The organism is Pseudomonas saxonica (assembly GCF_007858365.1).
Classification (GTDB): Bacteria; Pseudomonadota; Gammaproteobacteria; order Pseudomonadales; family Pseudomonadaceae; genus Aquipseudomonas; species Aquipseudomonas saxonica.
On record NZ_VFIO01000001.1, the window covers coordinates 22,399 to 47,138 of the forward strand.

Annotated in this window: 21 protein-coding genes; 1 reads left to right on the forward strand and 20 read right to left on the reverse strand. The window is 53.6% G+C overall.

All coding sequences use genetic code 11. The annotated features are described in order from the left end of the window. Positions 1–32 precede the first annotated feature (32 nt). From FJD38_RS00090 to FJD38_RS00150, 13 genes are all read right to left on the reverse strand, one after another. Positions 33–2,789 carry a hypothetical protein gene (locus FJD38_RS00090; RefSeq protein WP_146383560.1) on the reverse strand — a complete coding sequence of 919 codons (2,757 nt, stop codon included), beginning with the start codon at positions 2,787–2,789 and terminating at the stop codon, positions 33–35. Next, the gene (locus FJD38_RS00095) at positions 2,786–5,563 is read right to left on the reverse strand and encodes a hypothetical protein (protein ID WP_146383561.1); all 2,778 of its coding nucleotides are present in this window, start codon (positions 5,561–5,563) and stop codon (positions 2,786–2,788) included. The genes FJD38_RS00090 and FJD38_RS00095 overlap by 4 nt, the downstream gene beginning before the upstream one ends. 137 nt (positions 5,564–5,700) lie before the next feature. Further along, the gene (locus tag FJD38_RS00100) at positions 5,701–6,156 is read right to left on the reverse strand and encodes a GPW/gp25 family protein (RefSeq protein ID WP_146383562.1); all 456 of its coding nucleotides are present in this window, start codon (positions 6,154–6,156) and stop codon (positions 5,701–5,703) included. Between the two features lie 65 nt (positions 6,157–6,221). Beyond that, positions 6,222–7,808 (reverse strand): phage baseplate assembly protein V, encoded by a 1,587-nt coding sequence (locus FJD38_RS00105; protein WP_146383563.1) that lies wholly within the window; start codon positions 7,806–7,808, stop codon positions 6,222–6,224. Beyond that, positions 7,805–8,620 (reverse strand): CIS tube protein, encoded by an 816-nt coding sequence (locus tag FJD38_RS00110; RefSeq protein ID WP_146383564.1) that lies wholly within the window; start codon positions 8,618–8,620, stop codon positions 7,805–7,807. Before FJD38_RS00110 ends, FJD38_RS00105 begins: the two co-directional genes overlap by 4 nt. Continuing rightward, positions 8,596–8,787, reverse strand: a complete 192-nt coding sequence (locus FJD38_RS00115) for a DUF5908 family protein (protein WP_146383565.1) — start codon at positions 8,785–8,787, stop codon at positions 8,596–8,598. Before FJD38_RS00115 ends, FJD38_RS00110 begins: the two co-directional genes overlap by 25 nt. Continuing rightward, positions 8,784–9,263, reverse strand: coding sequence for a phage tail protein (locus FJD38_RS00120; RefSeq protein ID WP_122782824.1), 480 nt, complete (start codon positions 9,261–9,263; stop codon positions 8,784–8,786). The genes FJD38_RS00115 and FJD38_RS00120 overlap by 4 nt, the downstream gene beginning before the upstream one ends. Further along, the gene (locus tag FJD38_RS00125; RefSeq protein WP_122782825.1) at positions 9,260–10,513 is read right to left on the reverse strand and encodes a phage tail sheath C-terminal domain-containing protein; all 1,254 of its coding nucleotides are present in this window, start codon (positions 10,511–10,513) and stop codon (positions 9,260–9,262) included. Before FJD38_RS00125 ends, FJD38_RS00120 begins: the two co-directional genes overlap by 4 nt. Then, positions 10,506–12,005 carry a phage tail sheath family protein gene (locus FJD38_RS00130; RefSeq protein WP_146383566.1) on the reverse strand — a complete coding sequence of 500 codons (1,500 nt, stop codon included), beginning with the start codon at positions 12,003–12,005 and terminating at the stop codon, positions 10,506–10,508. Before FJD38_RS00130 ends, FJD38_RS00125 begins: the two co-directional genes overlap by 8 nt. 88 nt (positions 12,006–12,093) lie before the next feature. Then, on the reverse strand, positions 12,094–12,828 hold the full coding sequence (locus tag FJD38_RS00135) for a phage tail sheath family protein (protein ID WP_158637841.1): 735 nt from the start codon (positions 12,826–12,828) through the stop codon (positions 12,094–12,096). Then, positions 12,753–13,202: a hypothetical protein gene (locus tag FJD38_RS00140; RefSeq protein WP_146383568.1), complete on the reverse strand. Its 450-nt coding sequence runs from the start codon at positions 13,200–13,202 to the stop codon at positions 12,753–12,755. The genes FJD38_RS00135 and FJD38_RS00140 overlap by 76 nt, the downstream gene beginning before the upstream one ends. 88 nt (positions 13,203–13,290) lie before the next feature. Next, positions 13,291–14,424 (reverse strand): phage tail sheath family protein, encoded by a 1,134-nt coding sequence (locus tag FJD38_RS00145; protein ID WP_146383569.1) that lies wholly within the window; start codon positions 14,422–14,424, stop codon positions 13,291–13,293. A 42-nt stretch (positions 14,425–14,466) separates the two neighbouring features. After that, complete coding sequence (locus FJD38_RS00150) at positions 14,467–14,916, reverse strand: phage tail protein (protein WP_122782829.1); 450 nt, start codon at positions 14,914–14,916, stop codon at positions 14,467–14,469. Between the two features lie 530 nt (positions 14,917–15,446). Here FJD38_RS00150 and FJD38_RS00155 point away from each other — a divergent pair. Continuing rightward, positions 15,447–16,640: a GAF domain-containing sensor histidine kinase gene (locus FJD38_RS00155; protein ID WP_146383570.1), complete on the forward strand. Its 1,194-nt coding sequence runs from the start codon at positions 15,447–15,449 to the stop codon at positions 16,638–16,640. A gap of 94 nt (positions 16,641–16,734) precedes the next feature. Here the strand turns inward: FJD38_RS00155 and FJD38_RS00160 are convergent, their stop codons facing one another. The 7 genes from FJD38_RS00160 to FJD38_RS00190 form a co-directional block, all read right to left on the reverse strand. Then, complete coding sequence (locus tag FJD38_RS00160; RefSeq protein WP_146383571.1) at positions 16,735–16,932, reverse strand: hypothetical protein; 198 nt, start codon at positions 16,930–16,932, stop codon at positions 16,735–16,737. A gap of 297 nt (positions 16,933–17,229) precedes the next feature. Next, positions 17,230–18,528, reverse strand: a complete 1,299-nt coding sequence (tcuC, locus tag FJD38_RS00165) for an MFS transporter (RefSeq protein WP_122782832.1) — start codon at positions 18,526–18,528, stop codon at positions 17,230–17,232. A 50-nt stretch (positions 18,529–18,578) separates the two neighbouring features. Then, positions 18,579–19,736 carry a tricarballylate utilization 4Fe-4S protein TcuB gene (gene tcuB, locus FJD38_RS00170; RefSeq protein ID WP_122782833.1) on the reverse strand — a complete coding sequence of 386 codons (1,158 nt, stop codon included), beginning with the start codon at positions 19,734–19,736 and terminating at the stop codon, positions 18,579–18,581. Next, positions 19,723–21,177: an FAD-dependent tricarballylate dehydrogenase TcuA gene (tcuA, locus tag FJD38_RS00175; RefSeq protein WP_146383572.1), complete on the reverse strand. Its 1,455-nt coding sequence runs from the start codon at positions 21,175–21,177 to the stop codon at positions 19,723–19,725. The genes tcuB and tcuA overlap by 14 nt, the downstream gene beginning before the upstream one ends. 168 nt (positions 21,178–21,345) lie before the next feature. Beyond that, the gene (locus FJD38_RS00180; protein ID WP_146383573.1) at positions 21,346–22,281 is read right to left on the reverse strand and encodes a LysR family transcriptional regulator; all 936 of its coding nucleotides are present in this window, start codon (positions 22,279–22,281) and stop codon (positions 21,346–21,348) included. 264 nt (positions 22,282–22,545) lie between these two features. After that, positions 22,546–23,382 (reverse strand): MliC family protein, encoded by an 837-nt coding sequence (locus tag FJD38_RS00185; RefSeq protein WP_167654220.1) that lies wholly within the window; start codon positions 23,380–23,382, stop codon positions 22,546–22,548. 380 nt (positions 23,383–23,762) lie between these two features. Continuing rightward, entirely contained in the window at positions 23,763–24,662 is a 900-nt protein-coding gene (locus FJD38_RS00190) for a helix-turn-helix domain-containing protein (RefSeq protein WP_146383574.1), read from the reverse strand. Between the last annotated feature and the right edge of the window lie 78 nt (positions 24,663–24,740).

Genomic DNA, 24,740 nt, shown 5'->3' on the forward strand with positions numbered 1-24,740 from the left:
ATTCCCTCTGCAGTAGTCATTTAAGAATTCATTTAACTCTCTTCACGCGGTATATACAGCACTTGCGCCTGATTAACTTCTTCTTCCTTGCCTTCCTTCCATATACTCTCATCAGGATACTCACCACCCATATACCACCCTTCAATGCAGCCCGCTGCCATCTCCTCTTTCGTAATTATGTGATAAGTCCCAATCCCTTTCCCCGGCGCAGGCAATTGCCCCAACGATAACTGTTTCATTAATGCATAACTGGTTTCACCCAATCGTGATTCGGCTGCGGCTTGCTGCCAAGCTTTGTAATTAATTCCAAATTGATTAAATTCTCCTTTATCCAACCAATGCACATCCGCCTGTATATGAGCGGGCATTTCTTCGCTTACAACTTGTTCCACCCAGGCCATAACTTCTTCAGGTCGGCCTTCTTCTTTAAGCCACTGGTCACGGTCAAGAACGACACCTACTTTTAGGGAGAAACGATCAGTCGCCACATCTTCTTCGACGCGATACCAAAAAATCCGATTATTAGCCGCTGGCCATGCAGTTGTTGCCTTCACCAACAGTGTGCCTTGAGGAATATTAACCTCAGTCACGTCAGCGGTATATCCTTCAGTTTTCTTCTCCGACGTATCAATTTTCACAACATCATTCACGTTAAAAAGATGAACGCTGTTAGGCACGTAAAATTGATAGATATATTCAGAGGGTGGATCAGGATCTTCCGGCGTCTCGTCAACATATACCAAGGGGTAGGTTACACGCCGTAGCCAGATATCACTATTATTACAGACAATTGCGAGACCCGGCTTAATAAGCTCTTCAGCTTTGTCACTCAGATCCAGATTATTACTCAGGTCCAGATAGACAGCCTTTGAGGCTACACGAACCACCAATGCCCAGAGAATGATAATTTTAGGATCTTCTACCACCAAACTGATCAATTGCCCCGCAACGGGTAACTTGTCACCCTCCAACTCTAACTTAAGTTGCTTGACACCATTGTCGATCGGGACAAGTGTAGCCACGGCAACTTTGCAGTTGACGAAATCACCATTTGGCATTTCAGGCAACAACGTACGGTAATCGACCACATAAACGGGTAATTTTTCAAGGTCAGGGTTTTTAGAGAACATCTCTGCGCCAATACCCAGTCGAAAGGCCAGTCGCTTATTGAACGCTGTGACCGTATTGATCGGCACGTTGGCCCGCCCATAACCCAACTCGGCCCATTGAGCCAATGCTGCGCGCTGGCTTTCAAAAAAATCCTCATCTTTATTCGGCTCACTTGAATCTGTTTTATTAAACACCCGTGGAGCTCGCTGGCTGCCAAAATAGCCCAGCAAATAATTGATGGTCGTCAGCGCCTTTTCATAATCCTGGAAATAGCCCGAACCTATCGAATCAACTGGCTGGTCAAAAGCAAGTAATTTCGGCAACCCCGCCAGTTCGTCACAACCATTCTTAACCCACTGTTGAAAAAGGGCGAGGTAGACTTCTAAATTCTGGCGCTGTTTTTTTTCGACGTCACTCAGTTGATCAGCATCATCATTCAGGCCATAGCAGTCGGGCAAAAGGCCGTTCAGGTTTATAGGTGTACCCAAAGCATTAAGGTATTGTCCCCTCGGTACTGTTACTGGAGTAGGAGTCGGTTTTTTTGGCCAGTTAATGTAAGGTTTTACCTTGGCTTCCGTTAATATTTGGCGTTGGCCCCGTTTGAACAGCCGTACAGTAGAGTTTTCCGTCGTCATATCCTTTTCTGGGTAATCACTCCAAAACGCTAAAAATTTATAATCCACGTTTTTTGACCAGATGGTATCCACAGCCTCCCAACTTAAACGCCTTACCTGTTTAACCCCGTCAATTTTTAACAATTCAAGCGGTAACTTACGCAAATCGACGACTAGGGCTTGACCCATATCACCTGGAAGCTGAGTGATCCACCCGTTATCCAATTGAGGCCCTTCATACAGTGTCTCTGTTGGTCCTCTAGAGGTAAGATGGACCTCTTCAATCTCGCGCCGTGGCCAAGGCGCATAGAGCTTAGTGACTGTTTCCCAAATCATACCCATCACTCGCTCAGGGTCTTGACAATCATCGTCAAGCTCAACGTCTATAAAGGGGTACAGTTCTAAAAATTGATAAGTCCTATCATAAATTAACCGTATTTGCTCTCCTAAGTTACGATGCCGAATCAAATAGCTGTCGAGTATTTCTAATGATCTAGGTCTGTACAGCCATGAGTAGGCTTCAACATAGAGCGTGTACCCGCCAAGCAATACCTGTGGCTTACTTTCAAATGTTTCCTGGTTATTTCCAAAGGTGAATGAGCCATTAGCCGGATCATAAAAATACCGATAACGTTCTTCCTCCGACTCTCTAACCAACTTCGCATTACGAAACATGAAAAAATCATCATCGTCGCACAAGTCCAGAATCCCGCGGCGGTAATCATCCTCTGTCAAAGGAGACACCGTCAGCACCTTTTCTGGCCCGAAGGCTGGATCAAAGACCGGAGCCCCGGTACCCGGTGTGAGCAAATCAATCAGCGGATGAGTATGGCGATAGCTCAAATCGGCAATGGCGTAAGTAGCCGCCTGCAATAACGTAGTGCCAGGGTCATGTTCGGCGGTGTCGGACCAGTCCAAATGGCCATGCTCCAGCACGATCAAACTCGCCAGCTGCCACAAGGTGTCGAAGTGAATGAACTCACGTAGTTCAGGTACGGTATTGATCAGGTTTTGCTCAACATCCGCCGTACTGATCGCGCTTTTGAGGTCATCAGAAAGGCTCATGGCGTTGTCCTCAAGTTACGTTTTGAACTGACTCTATCTTCATGATCTACAAGTGGCGTCGACTCCATCACCCTTTCCAGTATTAGTACTTGAGAAGGCTGCGCGATTATCGACGCCTCGGCGCCGTCTAGCTCAAGCCGCTCAACACTCTTGACCCAGGGCATTTGCAGGAGGGCAGTCAGCACTTCGTAGTAATCGAGATTGACGCCCACGGCCACCGCCCCCTCACCGCCAGTCGTCCCCCAAGGCATAAAACGTTTGGCCATGGTGTCGACCACCTGCTGGTAGCCATAGTCTTCGCTCATACCATCAATGAAGCTCAGTTCGTAATACACCTTCACGAATATGTAAGTCGGGTTATCTAGGCTGAATAACAGCCAGGGCGATGCCAGGCTTCTTACGTAATCTTCCATTTTGCTCAAACGTGCACTGCTAAGTTTTGGTTGTAGAGGGTCGCTGTTGTCTTGTTCGCCCAGTGCAGGAATGACCACCAGTTGCAAGCGAGCCTGTTCCTCATGCCGGGCGGGCACCTGTTGAACCGTGTCGGCTATGCGCACCTCGTGCAATTCTTTGAAGCGCTCCAGCAGCAGTTCCGAAATATCGGCACGGGTCACGATGCGTCCCCGGTGGGCCAAGCGCCTAGCCACCCGGTTCATGAATGCCGGGGCATCTTCTGCGGGCAACCCCCCTTTTGATGGCCAGGGCTGGATAAACCCCTGCACACCCTCTAGGCTTTCCACGGCATGGGCGATGGTCTCAGCGGGCAATACGGCATCCAGGCCGCTGACGCGAGTTGCCAGTACCGCGTTGCTCAACAGGCCGTATATCCAGGGGGTGTCGGCAGGCTCCTCTGCCTCTGCGTGTTTAGCCGATGCCCACGTACCTCTTATCCAGTGACGCCCATTACTGCCTTCAGCATCCACTTTTAGCCAGGCATCCTCTGGCAAACGTGTACGCCAAAGACCTGATTGAGCCAGCCCTTGAGTGTCGTCCTTAACAAGGGCATCCAGCGATGACCATGTGTTGTCACCCGTCATGTAGAACCAGTTCACCGCTTGCGATTGAGGGCTGCGCACGTTCCAGTAAAGGCTCAACTCTTGACCGGGAAGCACGCCGGTCCAGCCAATAAACAGCTCTGAACCTGCATTCAGCAAAGGCACGGCGGTGTATCCGAAAGGCGTCAGTACCTGTTGCACGTCCTGCTCGCCATTGAGTTCAGCGTTGTATTGATAGTTGACTTGCAGGCGTTGCAGCAGCGCGGTGCAGGGCGGTTTTAAGGTCTCGCCTTCAGGGCTGGCGAAGCTCAATTGCTGGCGGTATTCGGCATGCCGAAAGTCCTGACCGGCCAGTTCCAGGCACAGGCTCTGGCCCTCACGCGGGTCGTCACTGTCTGTTTGGCCACGGCTCTGGCAAGCAAACTCAAAGGTCAGAGGCCGGGCTACCGGCGCGCTGTTACGCTTGCCGCTGTCAGCGAACAATGGCTGTGTGGCAGGTTGGACTGGGGTCTGCATGCCAAGCAAAGACGCTTTTAGCTGGAAGTCGCTGGTGGCCAATTTCGGAGCGAGCGTGGCCTCGCCCAGATTTTTATACTGGGCGTACCACTGTGCGAATGATTCTTCTGGCAAGCCCAGCCATTGCGGGATCAAGGTGACGCTCAGGCTGCCGGTGGGTTTTAGCCAATCGCTGCTCGACAGGTAAAAGGCATTGCCACACAAGGGTTCGTAGCCAAAGGGGTGAACTTGCTGATTGATGGCGGCGCGCCCGGCGTCTGTCGCCATGTGCACATCCCGGGCGGCAACAACCTCAAGGGTCAAGTGAGTGACCGCGGGCACTGCCAGGCCATCCTTATGCAGCAGTTTGAGCATGGGCACGCTGTAAGACCAGCCATCCAGTCCCGGTGCTGCTTCGATGGCCGGGGCCAAGGCATCCACACTCAAGATAAGGCGGTTATCTGCCCAGTCAACGCTCAGGGCCTGCCATTGGCCTGCTCCGCTGAACCAGGCCAGCAAGCGATCCGGGCGAGCAGGTTGCGTCGCGAAGGTCAGCTTCAGGGTGCGTTGCCCACGGTTCAGGGCAAGGGCCGGGCTGGCAATAATGCGCCCAGCCCGTTTACGCACATCCACAGCACTCGCCGATAAATTGGCAGCTGCAGGTTGGGTTTCAAACAACCGCACCCCGCCTTCGGGCCAGTCAATGCCGTCGGCTTCACTAAAAATGACCTCGCTTGGCGCGTCGCTTCTGGCCGAGGGGAGTGTCCAGCCCAAGTCACTAAAGTGCCCACCGTTAGCGACCACATTGCTGTCCAGCGCGTATTGCTGGGGATTCTGTTGTGCATCCTGCCCCCCATCAAGAAGAGTGCCTGCTGCAATCAGGCGCTCCTTGATGCCCGATACCAGCTCAACACCCACCACCACGTGATCAGCCACCGGGGCACGCTCACTCAGGCCCAGCATTTTGCGGTAATACAGATCACGATGACGCTCGGCAACCGTGTTGAGCAGGGCTTGCGGTGTTTCCAGCTGGCGCAGAAAAGCCAGCAGAAAGGCCAGTTGTGGCGGTAGGTTGCCTTGTGGAGCCTTGAGTAAGGCCTCGAGCCCAACCTGCAAAAGCTCCGGGTTTAAAAGATCAAACGCCTCTGGAAACCAGAAATCTTTCCAGATGACCTCAGAGTCGCCTCCTTGATTGGTGGCCTCTTCAAACCACCTTTGCAGGTGCCATTGCAGGGTCCGATCATCCAGAACGAAGGGACCACGGGTAATTTCGTTAGCATCCATAGAAATCAGACCTTCCTCGTGGCGCGGTGGAAGTGGCCCTGTGATCAAAACGGGGCACCGTGCTAATCAGTGTGTCGCCAGCCCTGTCGTATATTTAAGCGCTCTATGGGCGAGCGACGGGGGGCCAGCGCTGCGTTTTACCGTCGAAACGTATCCAGTCGATCATGACGGGCTCCCAATCGGCGCAAGGTGCTAAAACCGCTGTTTAAATCCAGTTCGATACGGACGGTTTCGAGCCGGTCAATACCATGCAGACGGTAGCTGACCTGGATGTACAGGTTGTTGGGCATCCCTGAGACCTGTTCGACGCGTAAGTCGTCCAGGTCAACCCTGGGCTCGTCTCTCAAGACGCTGTCAGCGATGCGAGTGCGCAGGGCTGCGAGCAAATCACTGCTGATATTTTCAAAGACCACCGCTTGCAGGCCACTGCCATAGTCGGGGCGCATGATGCGTTCACCCGGCTCAGTGCGGAACAGGATCTCAAGGCTCTGGGCGATGTCCTCTTCGTCGAGCACCATGACCGGACCCGCTGTCGTAAATTCGGGTGGGAACTTCCAGCCCCGCCCGTAGATGCCATCCCAGCTATTCGCCATTTTTCTGCTCCCTTATCTGTCCTTCAATCCGTGCCACTGCGGTGAGGGGGTGGCCATAAAGAAGGTTATTGCGTGAGGTCTATTTTTGGCCCTTTGATCACGATGCCTGAGGTTTCCATTGCCAAGTTGCTCTGGTCACCCGTCAGCTCTAGTTTCTTAGCACCATGCACAACCACGCCTGTGGCATCCATTGCCAAGCTGTTCTGGTCATTGATCAGGTTGAATGCGCCCTTTTTCAGGTCAAATAGCCAACTGTGCTTTTTGCCATCACTCACATATTGGAAACCCTTGAGCGCGTTGTCCTGGCTGGGCTCGAACGGTGCTTTGTTTTTGGGGTTGTGCAGCGCACCCAAAATCAGCGGATAACGTGGATCGTCATCAACAAATGTGACGATCACTTCATCGTAAGCTTCGGGATACAGGCACAAGCCCATGTCTTTGCTGGCATAAGGGCTGCCCATGCGGGCAAACAGCGGTTTTTCGACCCCCAGCATGGGAATTTTGATCGGCAGACGATTCAAACCGCGGCTGTCTTTTTGATAAGGCTGCACAACACCAATAATCGGTCGGGTATTGCGCGGCAGGCTGGCACCGTCTTGTGCTTGCACCAACGGCATGCCGGTAGCCACCACACAGGTCCAGTTACCGCGAACCCAGGTGTGTTCCAGCATGCTGATCACGCCTTTACCGGAAAAACCGCTACCAAAACCGCTGAGTTCCAGGGTGTCGCCCAATTCATATTTAAGGGTGATTTCACCTTCACCTGCATATTCGCGTACACGCAGCCACACCTGGATGCCAGCGGCCACTTGCGCCAGTTGCCGGGCGTCTGCAAGCGCCTGAGCCTCACTGTTCACCGACCATACCGATTGCTTAAGCGCCAGCCCATGCTTGGCACTCAGCGGCTTGATGGCGGTGGCCAGCGCGCCATCGCCGATGGCTTTGGCCTTGCCGGTGACGGCGGTGGACAGTTTTTGCTGGTCGACATCCCAGTACTGCAAGGTCACACCGGCCGATTGCACATCATTGCTGAACCGCCACTGTGCATCTTCAACTTTCACTTCTTTTTTCGGGTCGTCGCTGACGGCTTTCACCACATGGGTCTTGCCGCCCAGTGCCGGTGGCCGGCATTCAACCTTGTCACGGGTGGGGATGAGCCACACGGGGTAAGCCGCCAGCCGGCTTTGCAGGAACTGCCAGTCGGAGCAGTCCCACTGGATCATCTGCGGGTGTTTTGTGGTCATTTGTGAGGTGGTGGCGCTCACCCCGTGCTCTTTCAACACACCTGAAATAATCTGGCCATCATCCTGGTCCTGAAACACCTGACTGCGCAGGGTGTTGACCAGTCGTTGCAACGGGTGTTTGACCAGCAGGCGGAACTCTTTGTCTTTGAACACCACACTTTGCTCAACGATCAACCCCTTGAAGACTTCAAGTGAGCCCTCTTTGATCGTCAATTCCTCACCCGGCATGCACTTTGCGGCCAGCGCCGAGCATTCTTTCCACCAGGTGGTCTTGCTGCCTTTAGGGCGTTGTAAAACGATGCTCGCCTCGGGAATCCACTGCACACTGCGGCGTATTTCGACCCGAACGGCCACAAAGTTCTCCAGCACCTTACCGGCACAGAGGATTTGCGGAGGCAGCGGATTCATACTGGTTGCTCCGGCCACAACAAACTGTCACCGGGCATAAAGTCATTGAGATGCACCAGGCCATTGGTCAAGGCCAAATCCAGATAATCGACCGATTCGCGACCCGAGGTATTGCTGGCGATCGAGGGCAGCGAACAGCCCTGAGGCACTCGAACCAGATTGCGTTGAACATTGGGGAGCCAAGAGCCCTCGCCTTCATAGGCGCGTTGCGTGCGAACACCCATCCATTGCGCCTGGGTACTTGAGCGCCGTTGCGCGGCAATACGGCGACGAATTGGCGGGGTGGCGCCGGTCGGGGGCTTGGCCCCCTTGGATGCGGGGGTGGCCACAGGGTTGTCAGACACCAGATCAAGCTTGACCCTGGCCCGTAGCGGCTCACCGTCGCTGTCGAAAATCTCCTGGGTCACCGTCAGGCTGACAAAGCGTCCGATAAAACTGCCCGTTCCGTCCCACGGCTGATCGCCCCAGGTCACTTTCAGAAAACGTGTTTCACCCGAGTTGGCATCTTTGCCCCCACACAGCTGACAGAGCTTGGATAACTGATCGGTGACAGAGGTCAGATTGCCCGGCAGCAAGCCGTCAAAAACAAGGGGTAACGACAAATTCCCATTGCCCATGCGCTCAAATCGCATGCCGTGGTTGGCGTCGCTCACCGCTTCATTAGGCGAATAGACTGCCGAGTAGGTCTGATCCAGCTGAGTGGGGTTATACATCGCCGTGAAGCTGCCCACCGAGCTATTCTTTTTAATATCGTCGTGCTGCGCGTAAGCCGTAATGGTTAACTTGCTTAACGCCCGTTCAAAAATCGCCATGGTGCCTCCCCTTCACGATTTCGCATGGCTTCGCGCAGTGCTTCGCGCATCTCGCGCCGCCACTCTGCCCTGAGTTGCTCCACCTGCTGTTCGTCCAATACCGCTGAGGCGGGTGTACCACCGCCTTCTATGCGGGCCTCTATGATCAACTCTCTGATTTCGATCATGCTTTAAATCCAATGCGCAGCATTTCGCTGTAGGAGAACTCCAGCGTGTTGAGCAACACTTCATTGCCGGAGGCGTTCAAATCACTGGTGCTCCAACCGATCGGCAGCACATCGCTGAAGGTCCACGACGCCTCCGGCAAACTGTATTCATCCAGCATGATCACGACGACCGTGAGGTAAGACATGTCGAAATCTTCGAGGGAGTTGTAGAGAGATTCTTTGAGCACAGATAACCTTCGAACACCTTCATGAAAGGTGATATTGCCGTGGCTAACTCGGTCCGGCAGGTTCACCACTCCGGTGTTGTCACCGCCTTGGTAAAAAGGTTTGACGTCAAGCTTGTTAGAGAGGCCCGTAATGCGGGTAAACGCATAATCAGTAGGTAGTGGGATGTAGTTCCAGAAAAACGTGGCGATAAATCGATGACTTAATGAGGGCCACACCAAACGCTCATGCACATCCTGTAACAGGCTCATGACACCACCTCGCTTCGGTTAGGTGTGGACAGACGGGACAAGATCTGTGCTTCACCGGTGTGAAGTTGCAGTTGCAGTTCAATAAATTCAGCCGGCGCATAAAACGCCAGGTTGATCTGGATAATTAGCAGTCCTTCATCGAGGTCAGCACGGGTCATGCTCTCGCCCACTCCAATCTTGATACTGAATGCATCGGCTTCAACGGCCCCGGCCAACCCCCCCACTTTCCATAATTTGCGCAGCCACACACGGATAACGCCTTGAAGCCGCAGCCAGGTCAGCTCGTTGTTGGGCTCGAACAGGGCGAAGCGCACCACTTCGCGTAATGAGGCCTGCACATAAGAAGCGGTGCGGCGCACTTGAACATAGCGCCAGGGGTTGCTGGCTGGTTCATCGGTGGACAACAACGTCTGATCGCCCCATACCCGCACCCCCCGGCGTTGCAAAGAGCGAATGCGATTGAGGGAGGCGCTGGGGGATTCAAGCGGCGGCATCATTGGGTGCATAGGCCGCAATACTTCTGGAAGTTCTTCGTTGGCGGGCGCCTTCCACACACCGCGCTCACGGTCAGTTTTTTGCATCATGGCGATGACGGCAGATGAACAAGGGATTGACTTGGGGTTGGTTTGGTTTGCCTGGTAAGCCGAGTAGGTAATCAGCGGTGGCCAATAGAGGGCGCCATGGGAGCGGTCTTCGGCGGTGGCTTCCCAAACTTCTCCCAGTATACGAATGACTCGACTAGCTTCATTAGGCCCGTCCAACACCACGAATACATGATCATCACGGACGGACGGACTGAGCAGAAGCGATATGGCATCGCGCCAAATCAAGATCTCGTGCGCTGGTAACAAGCTCAAGTCTGGAACTGCCAGCAGTGTGCATTGAGGAGCCTGCGCCCAGACCTGCGGCCATGGAACACTTTGCAGGAATGTCCAGAAAGAATTTATAGGGTCTATATAACTTTCAAACCCCCCTAAAGACAATACATAACAACGTTCCCCCCCCACCTTGAAGTAATGTTTCATCGAATCGTAAAGGGAAAATAGAGTATTGTCGGACTCATACTCATTGCCAAACTTATCAACAAATTCATTAAAACTACTCAACTCATGAACTTCGTCAGCCCCTATCTGCGTGAACCCCACAAACAGCGGCAAGGCTGTGGGCAGCGCATTGGGCTGCGAAAGCGAAGCGCCGTGCACAATTCGCACACCAGGCTCGGCATTTTGAGAGTTGGCGAAGTCAGACATAGTTGCTAACCGCAGCAAGAGCTTTAGACCCTGCCTCTTCAATGTTCTGGGTAAACCGCAAGATCACAAACTCAACAGGGCGTACGGCGGCCAGGCCGATCTCGACGATAAGATTGCCCTCGTCAATGTCCTGTTTGGTCATGGTGCCCCCTAGACCCACCTGCACAAAGTAAGCCTCTTGAGGCTTCACACCCTGCAATGCACCTTCTTTCCAAAGATCAAACAAATAGTTGTCGATGGCTGAGCGCACGGTCTCCCAGGTTGCAGAGTGATTGGGCTCAAACATGACTCTACCCAAGGCGGCCTTCACATCACGTTCCACACTGTTGAACAAGCGCCTAACCGGTACGTAAATCCAATTGGGATCGGAATTTTGCTCTGTGCCTTTAAGGGTGCGCGCCCCCCAGACCACTACACCTTTGCCGAAAAATGAGCGAATGGCATTGACGCCTGCCGCATGCACGTCGGCTAGTTTTGCAGGGGTCATATAGGCGGGGGTGGGGGTTTCGGAGATGCCGTCAATCTCTACCAGTGACTTAACACCCGCAACCGCAATATTGGCGGGTGCCTTCCACACACCGCGAGTCCGGTCAGTCACCGCATAAAGACCGGCCATTGCCGGGCTGGCACGCAGGTAGATGGAAGAGGCACTGTTGAGCAATGCTTCAACTTGGATAACCAAGTCATCGTAAAGTTTCTGTTCCTCTTCAAGTTTATCGTTCACATCTGCATCAAGGGCTGCTTTGAGTCTGCTCAATGTGGGATAGTCGTCATAACCCTTCAATAAAACTTCAGTGGCTGATAGATCAAGATCATCATTTTTGATAATGGGCTGTCGTTTGTAATTCGTTTCAAAAGCCGGGTAATAGGCTGCCGTTTGGGTCGACTCTAAATCTGTTATCGTTTCGCCGTCAGGACTGTCGGCCAGCAGAAAAAACCCCTGATTATCAAGCAGCAAGGTGTTGAGGGCTGTGTATACCTGCAGATCTCTTTCAGCTTGTAGGTACTCACAATAGACCAGTAACGTTATATCCGGGACTTTTGCAATCGCAGGGGCAAGCTTGGCAACGTTTACTTCATAATTCGCTTCAGCCAGGCTGAGCACATAGCAGGTGCCGCCGCCATTTTCGAAATAATGACGAAGTGAAAAACTGCCAAGGGCCAATCCAACTTCTTTAAACGTAGTCTCTGATACGGTTGCAACGGGTTCGCTCTGTTCCTGGGTGGCAGTGGATTTTTTTTTCCGCGATTTAGTGCCCGTTACCTCTAGGGGTGCATCATCCGTAAATCGAGCCACTAACGCCTGCGGATAAAATTTTTCTATAAAGTCCATCCAGTTTTCTATTCGCACACACTCCATAACCGGTACACCTACACGCGGTGCAAACACACCGACAAAGACCGGAATTGCCGTTGAGCGCCCAGAAATGGACACCGAAAGGGAAGTATCTTCGATGATATAAATCCCCGGAAAAGCAATTTGAACAGCCATAAATTAATCTCCACTGCTCATACAGTAATTGAGTGAGTGCGAATGTTAAACGTTCATCCAAGCCATCCAGTACATGGGGCATAAAACACTAGCGCGACTCCATATTCTGAGTAAATCTCAGAATAATAAATTCTGCTGGCCGCACGGCATTAATACCGATCTCTACAATAAGCTTGCCCGCATAAATGTCTGCTTTGCTCATGGTCTGACCCTCGCCCACCTGAACTTTGAACGCCTCTTCAGGCTTGGCCCCCTGAAATGCACCATTCTGCCAAAGTGGGAACAGGTAGTTTTCAATAGCCACCCTCACTTTTTCCCAGGTCGGTTGGTTGTTGGGCTCAAACATCATGGCGCGAATGGCCTTCTCAATATCCTGCTCCACCATGTTGAATAACCGCCGCACTGACACGTATCGCCACCGGTCGGTGTCCAATGAAAGCGTGCGCGCGCCCCACAGCAAGGTACCCTTACCCGTAAACTCACGAAACAGGTTCAAGGGTTTTATATGAACATTGTATAAACCATGAACTTCTTTGGAGAAATGCAGAGTTAATGTCAGATCGCCCGCCACGGCTATGTTAGCAGGTGCCTTCCATACACCTCGGGTGTTGTCGGTGCGGGCAATCAATGCGGCGGCTATGGCGCTGGGTGGTACATAATGCCCTTTGCTATTTGTAAACCATGGTCCGTAGACGGCAGCATGATCTGAAGAGGTGCAGTGTGCCATATCATTCACTGGACTACCTGTTAATAACTCTTCACGCCCCCCAAGGGAATCACATAAAGCAAAAACGTTGCAACCGGCCGCTCTAATATCATCCAATAGCCCGAAAAAAAATCATTAGCTTCCATTCGACTGATCCCAGCCTCGACCACCAAAGTTATTAGACCTGGATTATTTAGCAAATTAACACCCAAGCTATTATAATCACTCACATAACAGCGACCGCCCCCATTAATAAAGTAGTATTTAACCGAATTATACAAAGCATCTGCCTCAAATACCTCAAAATCAGTTACTCCATCTACCAGCAATGCCAAAAAATCAAGCCAACTGTCAATCTGTAATAATTCCGATGAATCTATAGGGAACCCACCAGAGAATACAAATACAGGCACTGCCGTCTCACTCGATGAAATGTTCAGCCCAGGGCTTAAATCTTCTTCGATGTATACACCGGGGTAGGCATAAGGCATACGTGCTCCTCAACGCCAACTCGGTGCGGGCGTTATATATACAAGTCAAACGAGGTAAAGCGTGACTCATTCAATACAACAACTTGACTCACGGAGCTCCAATATTCTGAGTGAATTTAAGAATAATGAATTCCACTGGGCGCACCGCATTAAGTCCAATCTCTACAACAAGCTCGCCGGCATTAATTTGCGCTTGCGTCATCGATAGACCCTTGCCGATATTGATAAAAAACGCCTGCTCGGGTTTGGTGCCCAACAGCGCGCCTTGCTTCCACAGATCGAAAAGGTAATTGTAGGCGGCAGCTTTTACCTTCTCCCAGGTGGGCTGATTATTAGGCTCGAACATCATGCCCTCCATCGCCCGGCTGATATCACGCTCGACGGTATCAAACAATCGCCGTACAGGCACATAGCGCCAATGCGGGGCATTGTTGGACAGCGTGCGTGCGCCCCACAGCAGTGAGCTGCCGCCCGCAAAGGTGCGGAACAGGTTCAAGGGTTTGGCATTGGCGTTGTAATCGCCATGTACACGCTCGGAAAAACGCTGGCTGGGTGTCAAGCCTCCGGCCAAGGCCACATTGGCCGGCGCTTTCCAAACACCCCGTTCACGGTCTGTTTTGGCGAACAAGCCAGCAGCGGCAGCACTGGGCGGAACCTTCGCGTTTCTACCTGGTTTGTTCAACCAGGGTCCGTAGACGGCGGCATTGTTGGATGCGGGGTAGGCATCCATGTCTCCCGGCGCAGGTTCTGGCTCTTCATCTACCTTACTTTTCGCGGGGGGTACAGCGGGGACACCCGTTAGCTCTGGAATACTGTCAAGTATCGCAAACACAGTTTTACCCGCGCCGGTAAGTTCAGTGAGTGCGGATCCTAAGTCACCAATGGGTACCCCAGCCGATACCAGCAGCGTAATCTCATCATTAGTAGACACATGCTTTTCTAAAAAAACTGTCTGGCACAAATAAGCCCTACCGCCTCCACACTGAAAATACGCTTCCATAGAGAGGTAAAGTGTGCCTTCAAGATTTACCCTTCCATTAGAATCCGTTATTACCAGCCCTAGAAAATCCAGCCAAGAATCAATTCTTTCCAACTTGTCAGATACAACTTCTGAACCATCGTGTGCAAACACCGGCACGGCGGTCGCACTGGATGAAATGGAAAGCCCCGGCGTTGCGTCTTCTTCTATATAAACGCCAGGATATTTATATTCATCAGGCATGACTTACTCCTTCACCACTGTTCAATGGAGAAACGTCGAAGATTAATGGAATTCTATTTTCAGGCGATCTGCCATCAAGGTGACCTCTTCCATTGCCACTTCGTTGCCCGATGCACTTAGACTTGGGCCGTTCAAGGCAGTGATAAAGGCATTGCTGACGTTCCAGGTGATCAGCAGCTCAGTGCCGGTTTCGTCCGTCAGGCTGATCAAAATGTCTTTCTTGTCCACCGTGTTAAAGGAGATGGAGTTGAACCAGTCCGACAGTTCTTTTCGCCGTTTGGCCATACCTCGACGCAAGGTGATGTTGACCGGCTGGCGCTGACCGGGCATCAAACACCAGTGCCCCGTACCGTCTCTGTAATCAATGGTCTGAACTGTCTGACTCAGCCCGGAGACTTCGCTGAACGCCATCGCAACGTCGCCAACGGTGACCACAAACCGGTACGTGGGGATCGGACACATTTCCGAAATTTCGAGTGCTGTAGTGGCCATTTGGCCTCCTGGCTGAAACCGCTGAACGATTTTCGCGCGAGTGGAGTGACGCTTACCCGGGCACTGTATGGACATCATTCTTGTCACTGAGAGAACGGCCACTCAAGACCACGACCCGCCGTTAAATTAACCCTAGACCAAAAAAACTTTGGTCAAGCAGCCGCTCGTCAAAATTGTTTAAAAATGTTCAAAACAGGATGAGAAGATCTAATTGTGATCAGCCAGGCTCACTTTTTTTCACGGCCAGCACCGCTCAGGCAAGTCTGCTGCGTAGCCTTTACCCTATGCAGAGGGCGGCTTGAGGTGAGTTGTAATCGTGAGGTCATCACTGGCGAAGGTGTCTATTGAACGCTACACATGCCGTGACTTTGAAATAACTCATGCAGGAAATAAGCTACACAATTAACGATAACAGCCAAAAACCTACAAAATGCCCGGGGTATGGCGTTCATCAGACCGACGCGGTCTGCGTTAGCCAGTTTCTGGATTAAACGTTAGGCTTGGCCCTCCAACTTCACGACACCACGCCCATGATCGACTCAAAATTTTCTGCCGATATTGAGGCTATTCGCAGCATCGATGCCGTACCGGTCATTCTAGGTATGGTCAAACACTTGACCGGTATGCGCTTTGCAGCGGTGGCACGGGTGACTGAACATAATTGGGTAGCGTGCGCGGTCGACGACTCAATTGATTTCGGTTTAACCCCCGGCGGTGAACTGGTGCTCGAATCGACCATTTGCCATGAAATTCGCCAACATCACATGCCGGTCATTTTTGCCAATGCCAGTCATCACCCGCTCTACTCTCAGCACCACACCCCCAAAACCTATGGGCTAGAAAGCTATATTTCTATTCCCATCATTAAGGCCAACGGGGATTTCTTCGGCACCTTGTGTGCCATCGACTCGGTACCCGCCACCCTTGATGAACCTGCAATCATCAAGACATTAACCCTGTTTGCGCAATTGATTGCGATGAGCCTCGACACTCAGAATCACTTGGTCAGGACCCAAGCGGCGCTGGAGGATGCCAATGAAAATGGCCGCCTTCGAGAGCAGTTCATTGCGGTACTGGGCCATGACTTGCGAACGCCCCTCAGTGCCATTCAGATGAGCGCTGAACTGCTGGAAACCAGAACAACCGATAAACGCTCCTTGAGCCTTATATCGGCCATACACAACAGTTCGCTTCGCATGGGCCGCCTTATTGAGAACGTTCTGGACTTCGCTCGGGGGCGATTGGGAGGCGGTATTCCCATCAAGAGTCAGTGGGTTGATGACCTGGCACACACCCTTGAATTGACCGTTGACGAAGTCAGGGCCGCGCACCCCAAAGCGGTCATCAACCTGTCACTGGCGTTACCGGCCGGTATTCACTGCGACCCTTTGCGCATCAGCCAGCTGCTGTCGAACTTGCTGGGCAATGCGGTCACTCATGGCTCTCATTCGAGCCCCGTCGACGTTTGCGCCTATATGGAAAAAGACCACGTTGTTTTGTCAGTGACCAATCAAGGCAGTCCCATACCTGACTCATTGATACCCCTGCTGTTTCACCCCTTCACCCGATCAGAGGCAGGGCAACGCGGCGAAGGGTTGGGGTTAGGCCTTTATATTGCCTCGCAGATCGTGACTGCCCATAACGGCACGTTGACAGTGGCTTCTACTGAAGCGACCGGCACCCGTTTTGTAGCCCGATTTCAGGCTCGGACGTGCCGGGTTTGAGTCTCAACATAGCCACCCTTCGGTCGCACACGACTTCGCACGGTTAAGTGTCGGCCAGTGGCTTTATGACTCGCCCAAAGGGACCGCAAGCGCGTTACTTGTCAGGATGTTCGCGGGTTACCGAGTCAGCGGCTTCCACATCTGACATGTCTTCTTCAAGACGTGCATCGTCCTCGGATGTCACTGGGGCTGCAGGGTCTTTGGTTCGTTGGTCACAACCCGTCTCGTTGTCTGTAATCCCGGCACGAACTTTCTGAGACACATTGCCTGGTGCGTTTTCGTCAATATCCATGCTGGCTCTCCACTGTGAAGCACGGAATGCCCGCGCTTAAACATGTGAGTCATCAAAGCATGACAAGTGCTGTGTACTGGACGAACGGCAGATACACACAGCTCGGCACAGCGGGAAATCACAGGCAGACCTTTGTTTATCACCTTCTTGTTACCCCGCGCCGGTCAATCCGGCATGAAAAAAAGAGTGGGTTTAAGGCCGATTGCTGTCCTGACCCACGACTGCAATCGACCTCCTCCCACTCTGATCAGTGCCCGCCGTTGACCGGCGCGTGATAAAGCAAAGGCGCTTGAAGAACTAAGCGGTTCTGACCGCCAACGCTTTTTGTCTGCGATACAGAATCGTCGTGGCCGTGAACCCGCAAACCGCTGCGAACATCAACCAATAGGCAGGTGATGCCTTGTCACCCGTGGCCTGTACAAGCAGCGTCGAAATTGCCGGGGTGAAACCGCCAAACACAGCGGTGGCCAAACTGAACGCCAGTGAAAACCCGACCACCCGCACATTCTGTGGCATCACCTCGGTGAGTGCAGCCACCATGGCGCCGTTGTAAATACCAAAGAAGAATGAGAAGTACAGCAGAACAGCGAGCAGTCGTTCGAAACTCGCCGCCTCTGCCAGCCAGTGCATGGCGGGATACGCAGTAAAGATGCACAGCAGCGATATGGCCAGCAACAAGGGGCGACGGCCAATGCGGTCGGAAAGCGCCCCACCGATGGGCAGCCAGATAAAGTTGCTGATACCCACTAGCAGTGTGACCACCAGGCTGTCGGTGGTACTCAGGTTCAGCACTGTCCTGCCAAAAGTCGGTGTGTAGACCGTGATCAAATAGAACGTGGTCGTGGTCATGGAAGCCAGCAAGCCACCCGCCAGCACGGTGCGCCAATTATCACGCATTGAGCGGAACACCTCGCGGGTCGTTGGACGATGGCTGCGCGCAGTGAAGGCTGCGGTTTCTTCCAATGAGCGACGAATGATGAAAATGAACGGGATGATCACGCAGCCAATGAAGAACGGAATACGCCAGCCCCAGTCGGCAATTTCAGAGGCCTGCATCGTGGCATTGATCCCGTAGCCCAATGCCGCCGCCACGACGATTGCCACCTGCTGGCTGGCCGATTGCCAACTGGTGTAGAAGCCGGTGTGGCCGGGCGTAGAAATCTCCGCCAGGTACACGGAAACACCGCCCATTTCTGCGCCAGCGGAGAAGCCTTGCAGCAGCCTGCCCAACAACACCAGAATCGGTGCCGCCACGCCGATGGCCGCATAGCCAGGCACTAATGCGATCAATACCGTACCGGCTGCCATGATCGACAGCGTCACGATCAGCCCCTTGCGTCGGCCCACTTTGTCGATGTATGCCCCCAGCACAATGGCGCCTAAAGGACGCATCAGGAACCCGGAGCCGAACACCGCGAAGGTCAACATCAATGAGGCAAATTCGCTGGTGGCTGGAAAGAACGTCTGGGAGATGTAGGTCGCGTAGAACCCAAACAGAAAGAAGTCAAACTGCTCAAGAAAGTTACCGCTGGTGACCCGCAAAATGGCGCCCAGTTTGGACCCACGGCCTCGGGTTGTTGTTTTTGTTGTTTTCATTATGGATACCGTTGTGTTCGCTATTATTTTTGGAGTTATTGCGTTAACCGTCAGTCGCTGCCGGCGTTGATCGGGTTGGGTTGACGCTTCTCGATGGCGTGTTTCAGCAGCGCGGCGCTGCGGAATATTCCATGCGCGAATTTGCTGTAGGGCATGGTCAAGAAAAACGCCATGACCAGGCCGAGATGAACAGCCAACAGCAAACCCAAGGCAGGCGTGTCGCGAAAAGCCAGAAGCGCCAGGCCGCTTGCGCTGATCAGTAACAGCAGCGCGATGAAGCCGCGGTCCATGGGTTTTTGCTTCTCATCGCCGTGCGCTGGGTTGCGACGAAGGTTGAGCCAAAGCAGACCCGCCGGGCCGATCAGCAAGCCGATGCCACCGGCAATACCCAACAACACCGGCAAACTGAAGATCGGATACGGCGCCGACCAGTTCAACAGATAGTGAAACAGTGTGGCCACGCCCGTGGCGGCGAAGCACAGCATGAATCCGTAGAAGGTGAAATGGTGGAAACGGCGTCGCCACAAGGTGAATTGGTCGTCGGCGTTGTTGCAGCCTTCGCCATGACCGCCGTCCAGGTATTTGAGCTTCGCGACGTTGGCCGTGGCCTCCAACGCTGCAGCAGTTTTTAATGGCAGGGGGGCTGCAACCGGTGAAACATTACGCCAGAAGCGCCTTACTCCCAGGGTCAGGGCAAGCACCGCAAAACCAAAGACTGAGCCAAACATCAGCGCCAAGGTGTTATGCGGGAAAATTTCATAGAAATTACCGCCGGGAATGGCCGTGAACAGGTTGCCCATGAGCATCAGGGTCAAGCATAAAAACAGGGCAAGCCCTGCACCAGACGCCAACGCCAGAGTCAGGCCGTTGCGCTGATACAACTTGCCCAACGCTTGCGGCCAAGCGTATTCGGCGTAGGTATCCAAGCGCACTTTGGCCATAGCCTTGGGGATATTAACGTCGAACTCGTGTGGGGCGGCGTACTGACAGGCGTGCAAGCATGCGCCGCAGTTATGGCACAAGTTGGCCAGGTAATGGACATCGGCTTGGGTGAACTCCAGACGCCGCGTCATCGCAGGAAATACTGCACAAAAGCCTTCGCAATAACGGCAGGCGTTGCAGATGGTCATCTGGCGCTGCACTTCGCTTTCGTCAAGATTCAACACCGGGATTAACGTGCCCGATGCTTGGGGATCAAACAGCTGCATGTAGAGACTCCGTCGTTACAGTTGACGCACCAAAGCCGACCGAAGCCGCTGCCTGCACACCGGCGATGCGCCCAAAAGCGGTACCGATAGCCATGCCGATGCCGGCGGTGTAGCCCTTGCCCAGAACGTTGCCGGCCATCATTTCTCCTGCCACGAACAGGTTGGGGCTCGCTTTGCCGTTGAAGTGCACGGCAGCGGTTTCGTCGGTAGCAAGGCCCAGGTAGGTGAACGTCACACCGGGTCTAAGCGGGTAAGCGTAGAAAGGAGGTTTCACCAGTGGCCGCGCCCAATGGGTTTTGGCGGGCGTCAGACCTTGGGTGTGGCAGTCGTCCAACGCCGTGTGATCGAACGTGCCAACGTGGCAGGCGTTGTTGTAGTCCTCGACCGTCTTGACGAATGTGTCTTGAGGCAGCTTCAACTGGCGGGCAAGGTCTTGCAGTGTATTGGCGGTGGTGCCGGGAAATACCGGCGGCATGAAGCGGCCGATGGCTTGTTGATCAATGATCGAATACGCCTGCTGTCCGGGTTGACCGGCCACCAGCCGCCCCCAGATCGCATAACGTTTCGGCCAGAAGTCCTCACCTTCATCGTAGAAGCGTTCGCCATCACGATTGACCACCACACCCAGCGATACGCAGTCGATTCGGGTGCAAATACCGCCGTCATAGAGTGGCGCACGGGCATCAATCGCGACCATGTGTGCTTGCGTTGGATCGCCGATCACATCGGCGCCAAGGTCGAGCATGCGCCGCAGTAAAATGCCGGTGTTGAATCGGGTACCCCGGATCAGGAAATTGTCCGATGGCCATTCACCGCGTTCGTTCTGACCCCAGGCTTCACGCAGCCATTCACGGTTGGACTCGAAGCCGCCGGCCGCCAACACGCAGGCCCTGGCTTCAATACGTTCTGCGGGAAAATGCTGACCATCAACCTCATGCTCGGCCACATGGGCGGCGACGAATTTACCCCCATCCAACTCGATGTCGGTCACTTGCGTGTTGTAGCGAACCTTCACACCCAGGCGCTCTGCGCTGCGGTAATAGGCATTGACCAGCGCTTTACCGCCGCCCATAAAAAAAGCATTGGTGCGCGCCACATGCAGTGCGCCGGACAGCGGCGGCTGAAAATGTACGCCGTGGGAACGCATCCAGTCGCGGCATGATGACGATGCCCGAATGGCTATGCGCGCGAGCTTTTCATCCGTGAGGCCACCGGTAACCTTCAACAGGTCTTGCCAGTACTCTTCTTCCGGATAGGCATCGATCAGCACGTCCTGCGGTTCGTCGTGCATGCACCGCAGGTTACGGGTGTGTTGGGAGTTGCCACCGCGCCAGATTTTCGGAGAGGCTTCCAGCAGCATCACACTGGCGCCCGCTTCTCGCGCCATCAGAGCGGCGCACAAGGCAGCGTTGCCACCCCCTATGATTAATACATCGATCATCATCACTCCTAGATGTGCAAGAAGACATGAACGAAGGACTTCTTGCGAGTGGGACGAACGATAGGGAGCAGACGGGATGACCGAAAGGCTGCTTTTAGCGCGGGGTGTTTAATTTTTCTAAAGGGTTGCTCGTTTAGGGGCGCTCATGGATCAGGGGTTGAAAGCGTTTTACCCGTCTATTCCTTCTATCCAAGTAGCACCAGGCCACTGTTTGTCGGCCACTAACTGTCGCGCCACATCCACGAGCACCAGACGCGTTGCCAGTGCCGCCGGTGAGAGTTCGTCGTCAGCCAGCGTCGCCAGAAGATTACGCCGGCCCACATGCCGGTCGGCGATCCTGACCATCGAAAGGCCGCAGCGGTCTTTAACGGCGGCGGCCGCTCCCGGTTGTATCGTTGCGGCATGCCCGGCTCGAACCGCGTTCATCAAGACCGCGAGACCGTCGACCTCCATGATGACATTGGGTGTAAGGCCGACCCGCTCGAACGCGCTCGTCAGTGTCGAACGCAGGCCATGTTGAACGCTAGGCATCACCAGCGGCAGGCTGCCGAGATCGGCCAGTTGCACGCTGTCACCCGAAGGCGCATGAGGCAGGCCGGGCGCTGCAATGACAAACAGTTTTTCATCCAGCAGCGGAGTCACGCTCCAGCGTTTACCGCCTTCGAGCTGGAACAGGATGGCCAGGTCAATTTGTCGTGAGTTGAGCTGCGCCGCCAAGTGGCCGGAAAGCATTTCCACCAAATGCAGTTGGATGTCCGGATAACGCGCACGCATTGCGCTGATCAATGGCAACGCGATCACCGTCGCGGTGGTCGGTGCCAAGCCAACACTGACATAACCGCTCATTCGCCCGCGATGGGCGGCCATGACTGCGTTTTCCGCCTGGCGCAGGGTCAATTGGGCATGGTGTAGAAACGCAAATCCGGCGCTCGTGGGCGTCACCCCGGTAGAGGTTCGATTCAGCAGACGGGTGCACAGTTCGCTTTCCAGCTTGGCGATTTGCTGACTGAGGGCTGACACGCCAACCTCAAGCTCCAGTGCCGCACGCCCCAAACTGCCAAGCTCGATAATCTTGACGAAATAGCGCAGTTGTCTCAGTTCCAATGTGGCTGTTCCTTGCTCATTTGTTATTCAACTACCTGAACACTCGCCACGTACGGCGCGTAGACCGAAGAGGCAGCCTTGCCGAAGGTTAGGGTTGACCGTTGAACGCGCCCGCTTTTATCGAGGACTGCTAGCCGTTGACCCGACCTAATCGTCTGCGAAGTGATGAGCGTGAAGTCGAATTAACCACTCGGGATTCAACGGTGATTGCTGAATCTGCGCTTCTGGTCGGTTGCTGGCGCTTGCCCCACTGATGGCAGCGGCTCAAGGCCTTCTTTTGCAATGCGATTCGAGCGCACCGTATCCCCAAGTGATTAGGGTTTCGCCCTGATGTTCCCAAAGCGATTCATTGCGCCCAAGGTACTTTACGCCACTGCCAGTTGGCTGCTGGTACATGAGCGATACGCTGTCGCCACGCTCGGCGATTAATGTCGGCGGTTGCGTTTTAAAAAACATCACAGACACTTCGCTGGCAGGGTTGCCATCACATTGGTAGTAGACAGGCCCGGTTTGCGGGACCAGTCGGTACTGTGCTTGCAACTCGGCGATCCGACGCTGGTATTCCATGCGCAAGCAGGCGCCGACGTCATCACTCTTCCAGCAGTCGTCGCGGCCCTTTATCCATCCACGTTGTTCTGCTTTTAGCCGCGGAGGATGCTCGTTGCTGGCCTTGATACTCGCGCTGGCGTAAACGTGCGACAGCTTGCGATCGAGCGCGGATAACGCCTCGTCTTTACATATCATCGCTTCGATAGCGCCAGGTTCTACCTTGGCGCAATCATAGGAAGGGCCTTGTGCCGCGTTGACTGTCGACGACTTGACCGTGCTGCCAGCGGCCATCGGTGTCGCCTTGATATGCTGGTCAATGTATTGGCACCAGTGATCAGAGCTGCGTTCAGGCACATTTGCCTCACCGCGAACCCCTAACTTGAATTCGATCACCGATTTCCATTCATCGGACCCTATATCAGGCCCGTGCCCTAGCCCGTCAGTTGTCTGTAACACTTTATCAACCGATTGATACCATGAGTCAGTGCACATCGATTGCGCCTGAACAACGCCTGTGAAGCCAATCAACAACAAAACCAGGTATTTGCTCATGGGTGGTCCCTTTCGATTTAATCAGTCGCCAAGCACAGATCGAAGTCTGATCTATCGCCCAGCGTTGAGTTAATCATACCCGTTCTGCTTCAGGCCCCAAGGTAGTTCTTGGCTGGCATGTCTCTGCCTGAAAGGGTCAATAGCTGCACTCTTCGAAAAGCTGCTTTTGGTTTAGGGCCGTTATGTGTCGATAGCATGCGTCGTGACAGGCTGTCATCGCCAAGTTCGAGATGTCGATTTTAAAGGTCGATACAAGGTTGTCGGTTGAGCATGATAAGGCGTCTTATTGGCGTTGCAAAACGCGCAACTTAAGCGCTCCTATAGACCCTATTCTATAAAAATTCATATCTCTGGTTCGTCCGCAGCTTCTATACCACGTACTAACTTCGCTCAACGCAGCGCAAAGCCGATGGCAACTCGTTAAACAGTTTCTGGTACTCCAAAGTGAAATAACTCGAATGGCTGAACCCCCAACGCTCTGCAATATCGGCAATGCTTGCATAAGGATCTTCTTTCAATGCGCGGCGCGCACCGTTCAAGCGAACCGAGCGCATATACTGGATAGGTGTAACCGCGGCCACGGACTGAAAGCTGTATTGAAGTGTGCGTCGCGACACTTTCAATCGTCGACAAAACTCAAGTACGTTTGATGAAGCTGCAGGTTCTTCTATCAACCATTGATGACAACGCTCAACGATGTAGCCGCGGGTACTGGGCCTGGGCGTTTCCTGAGGAACATCAATCACTCGCTCCAACCACTCGACGACCATGAGCGTTAGCGACTGCAATGTCGCGCTTGTCGGCGTGCCCTCCATTAAGGACTTGAACATCACGATGCCAGGCACTAAACGGTGTGCTCGCAGGCACACTCGCTTGGGCCGATTTAGTTGCATCAATGCATGGAGCACCGCTTCGTCCAGCAGGTTGCGTAGCGTTGCATAGGGAATCGACATGCAGAGTACATCCATGCCCGCCGGAGTAAAAACACGATACTCATCGTTGGGCAGCAGCACCGTGGCGTATTTTTCCGCCATCACCCCTTGATCATCCACTCCCGGCCAAGCAAGCGGGAACAAAATATTGACTGCATTCTGCGGGAGGCAGATGTGCTGGATAACCTGCTGATTGAGACGCTCACGAAACAGCTGAACTTCACCCGCCTGGACCACATCCAGCCGCCCTTCGAGGCTGCCGCAACTGAGCTGGTCATAGCGCTGACGCCAGCCTGGCAGTGCGTTGGCATGCTCGACAATGTCGGTTGTTCGAAGGGACTGGCGCACACTGAACCTCTATGGGCAGGACTCTGCAACGGGTAAATGTTACAAATTATTAGCAAGCGTTGTGCCAATCGCCTCCCC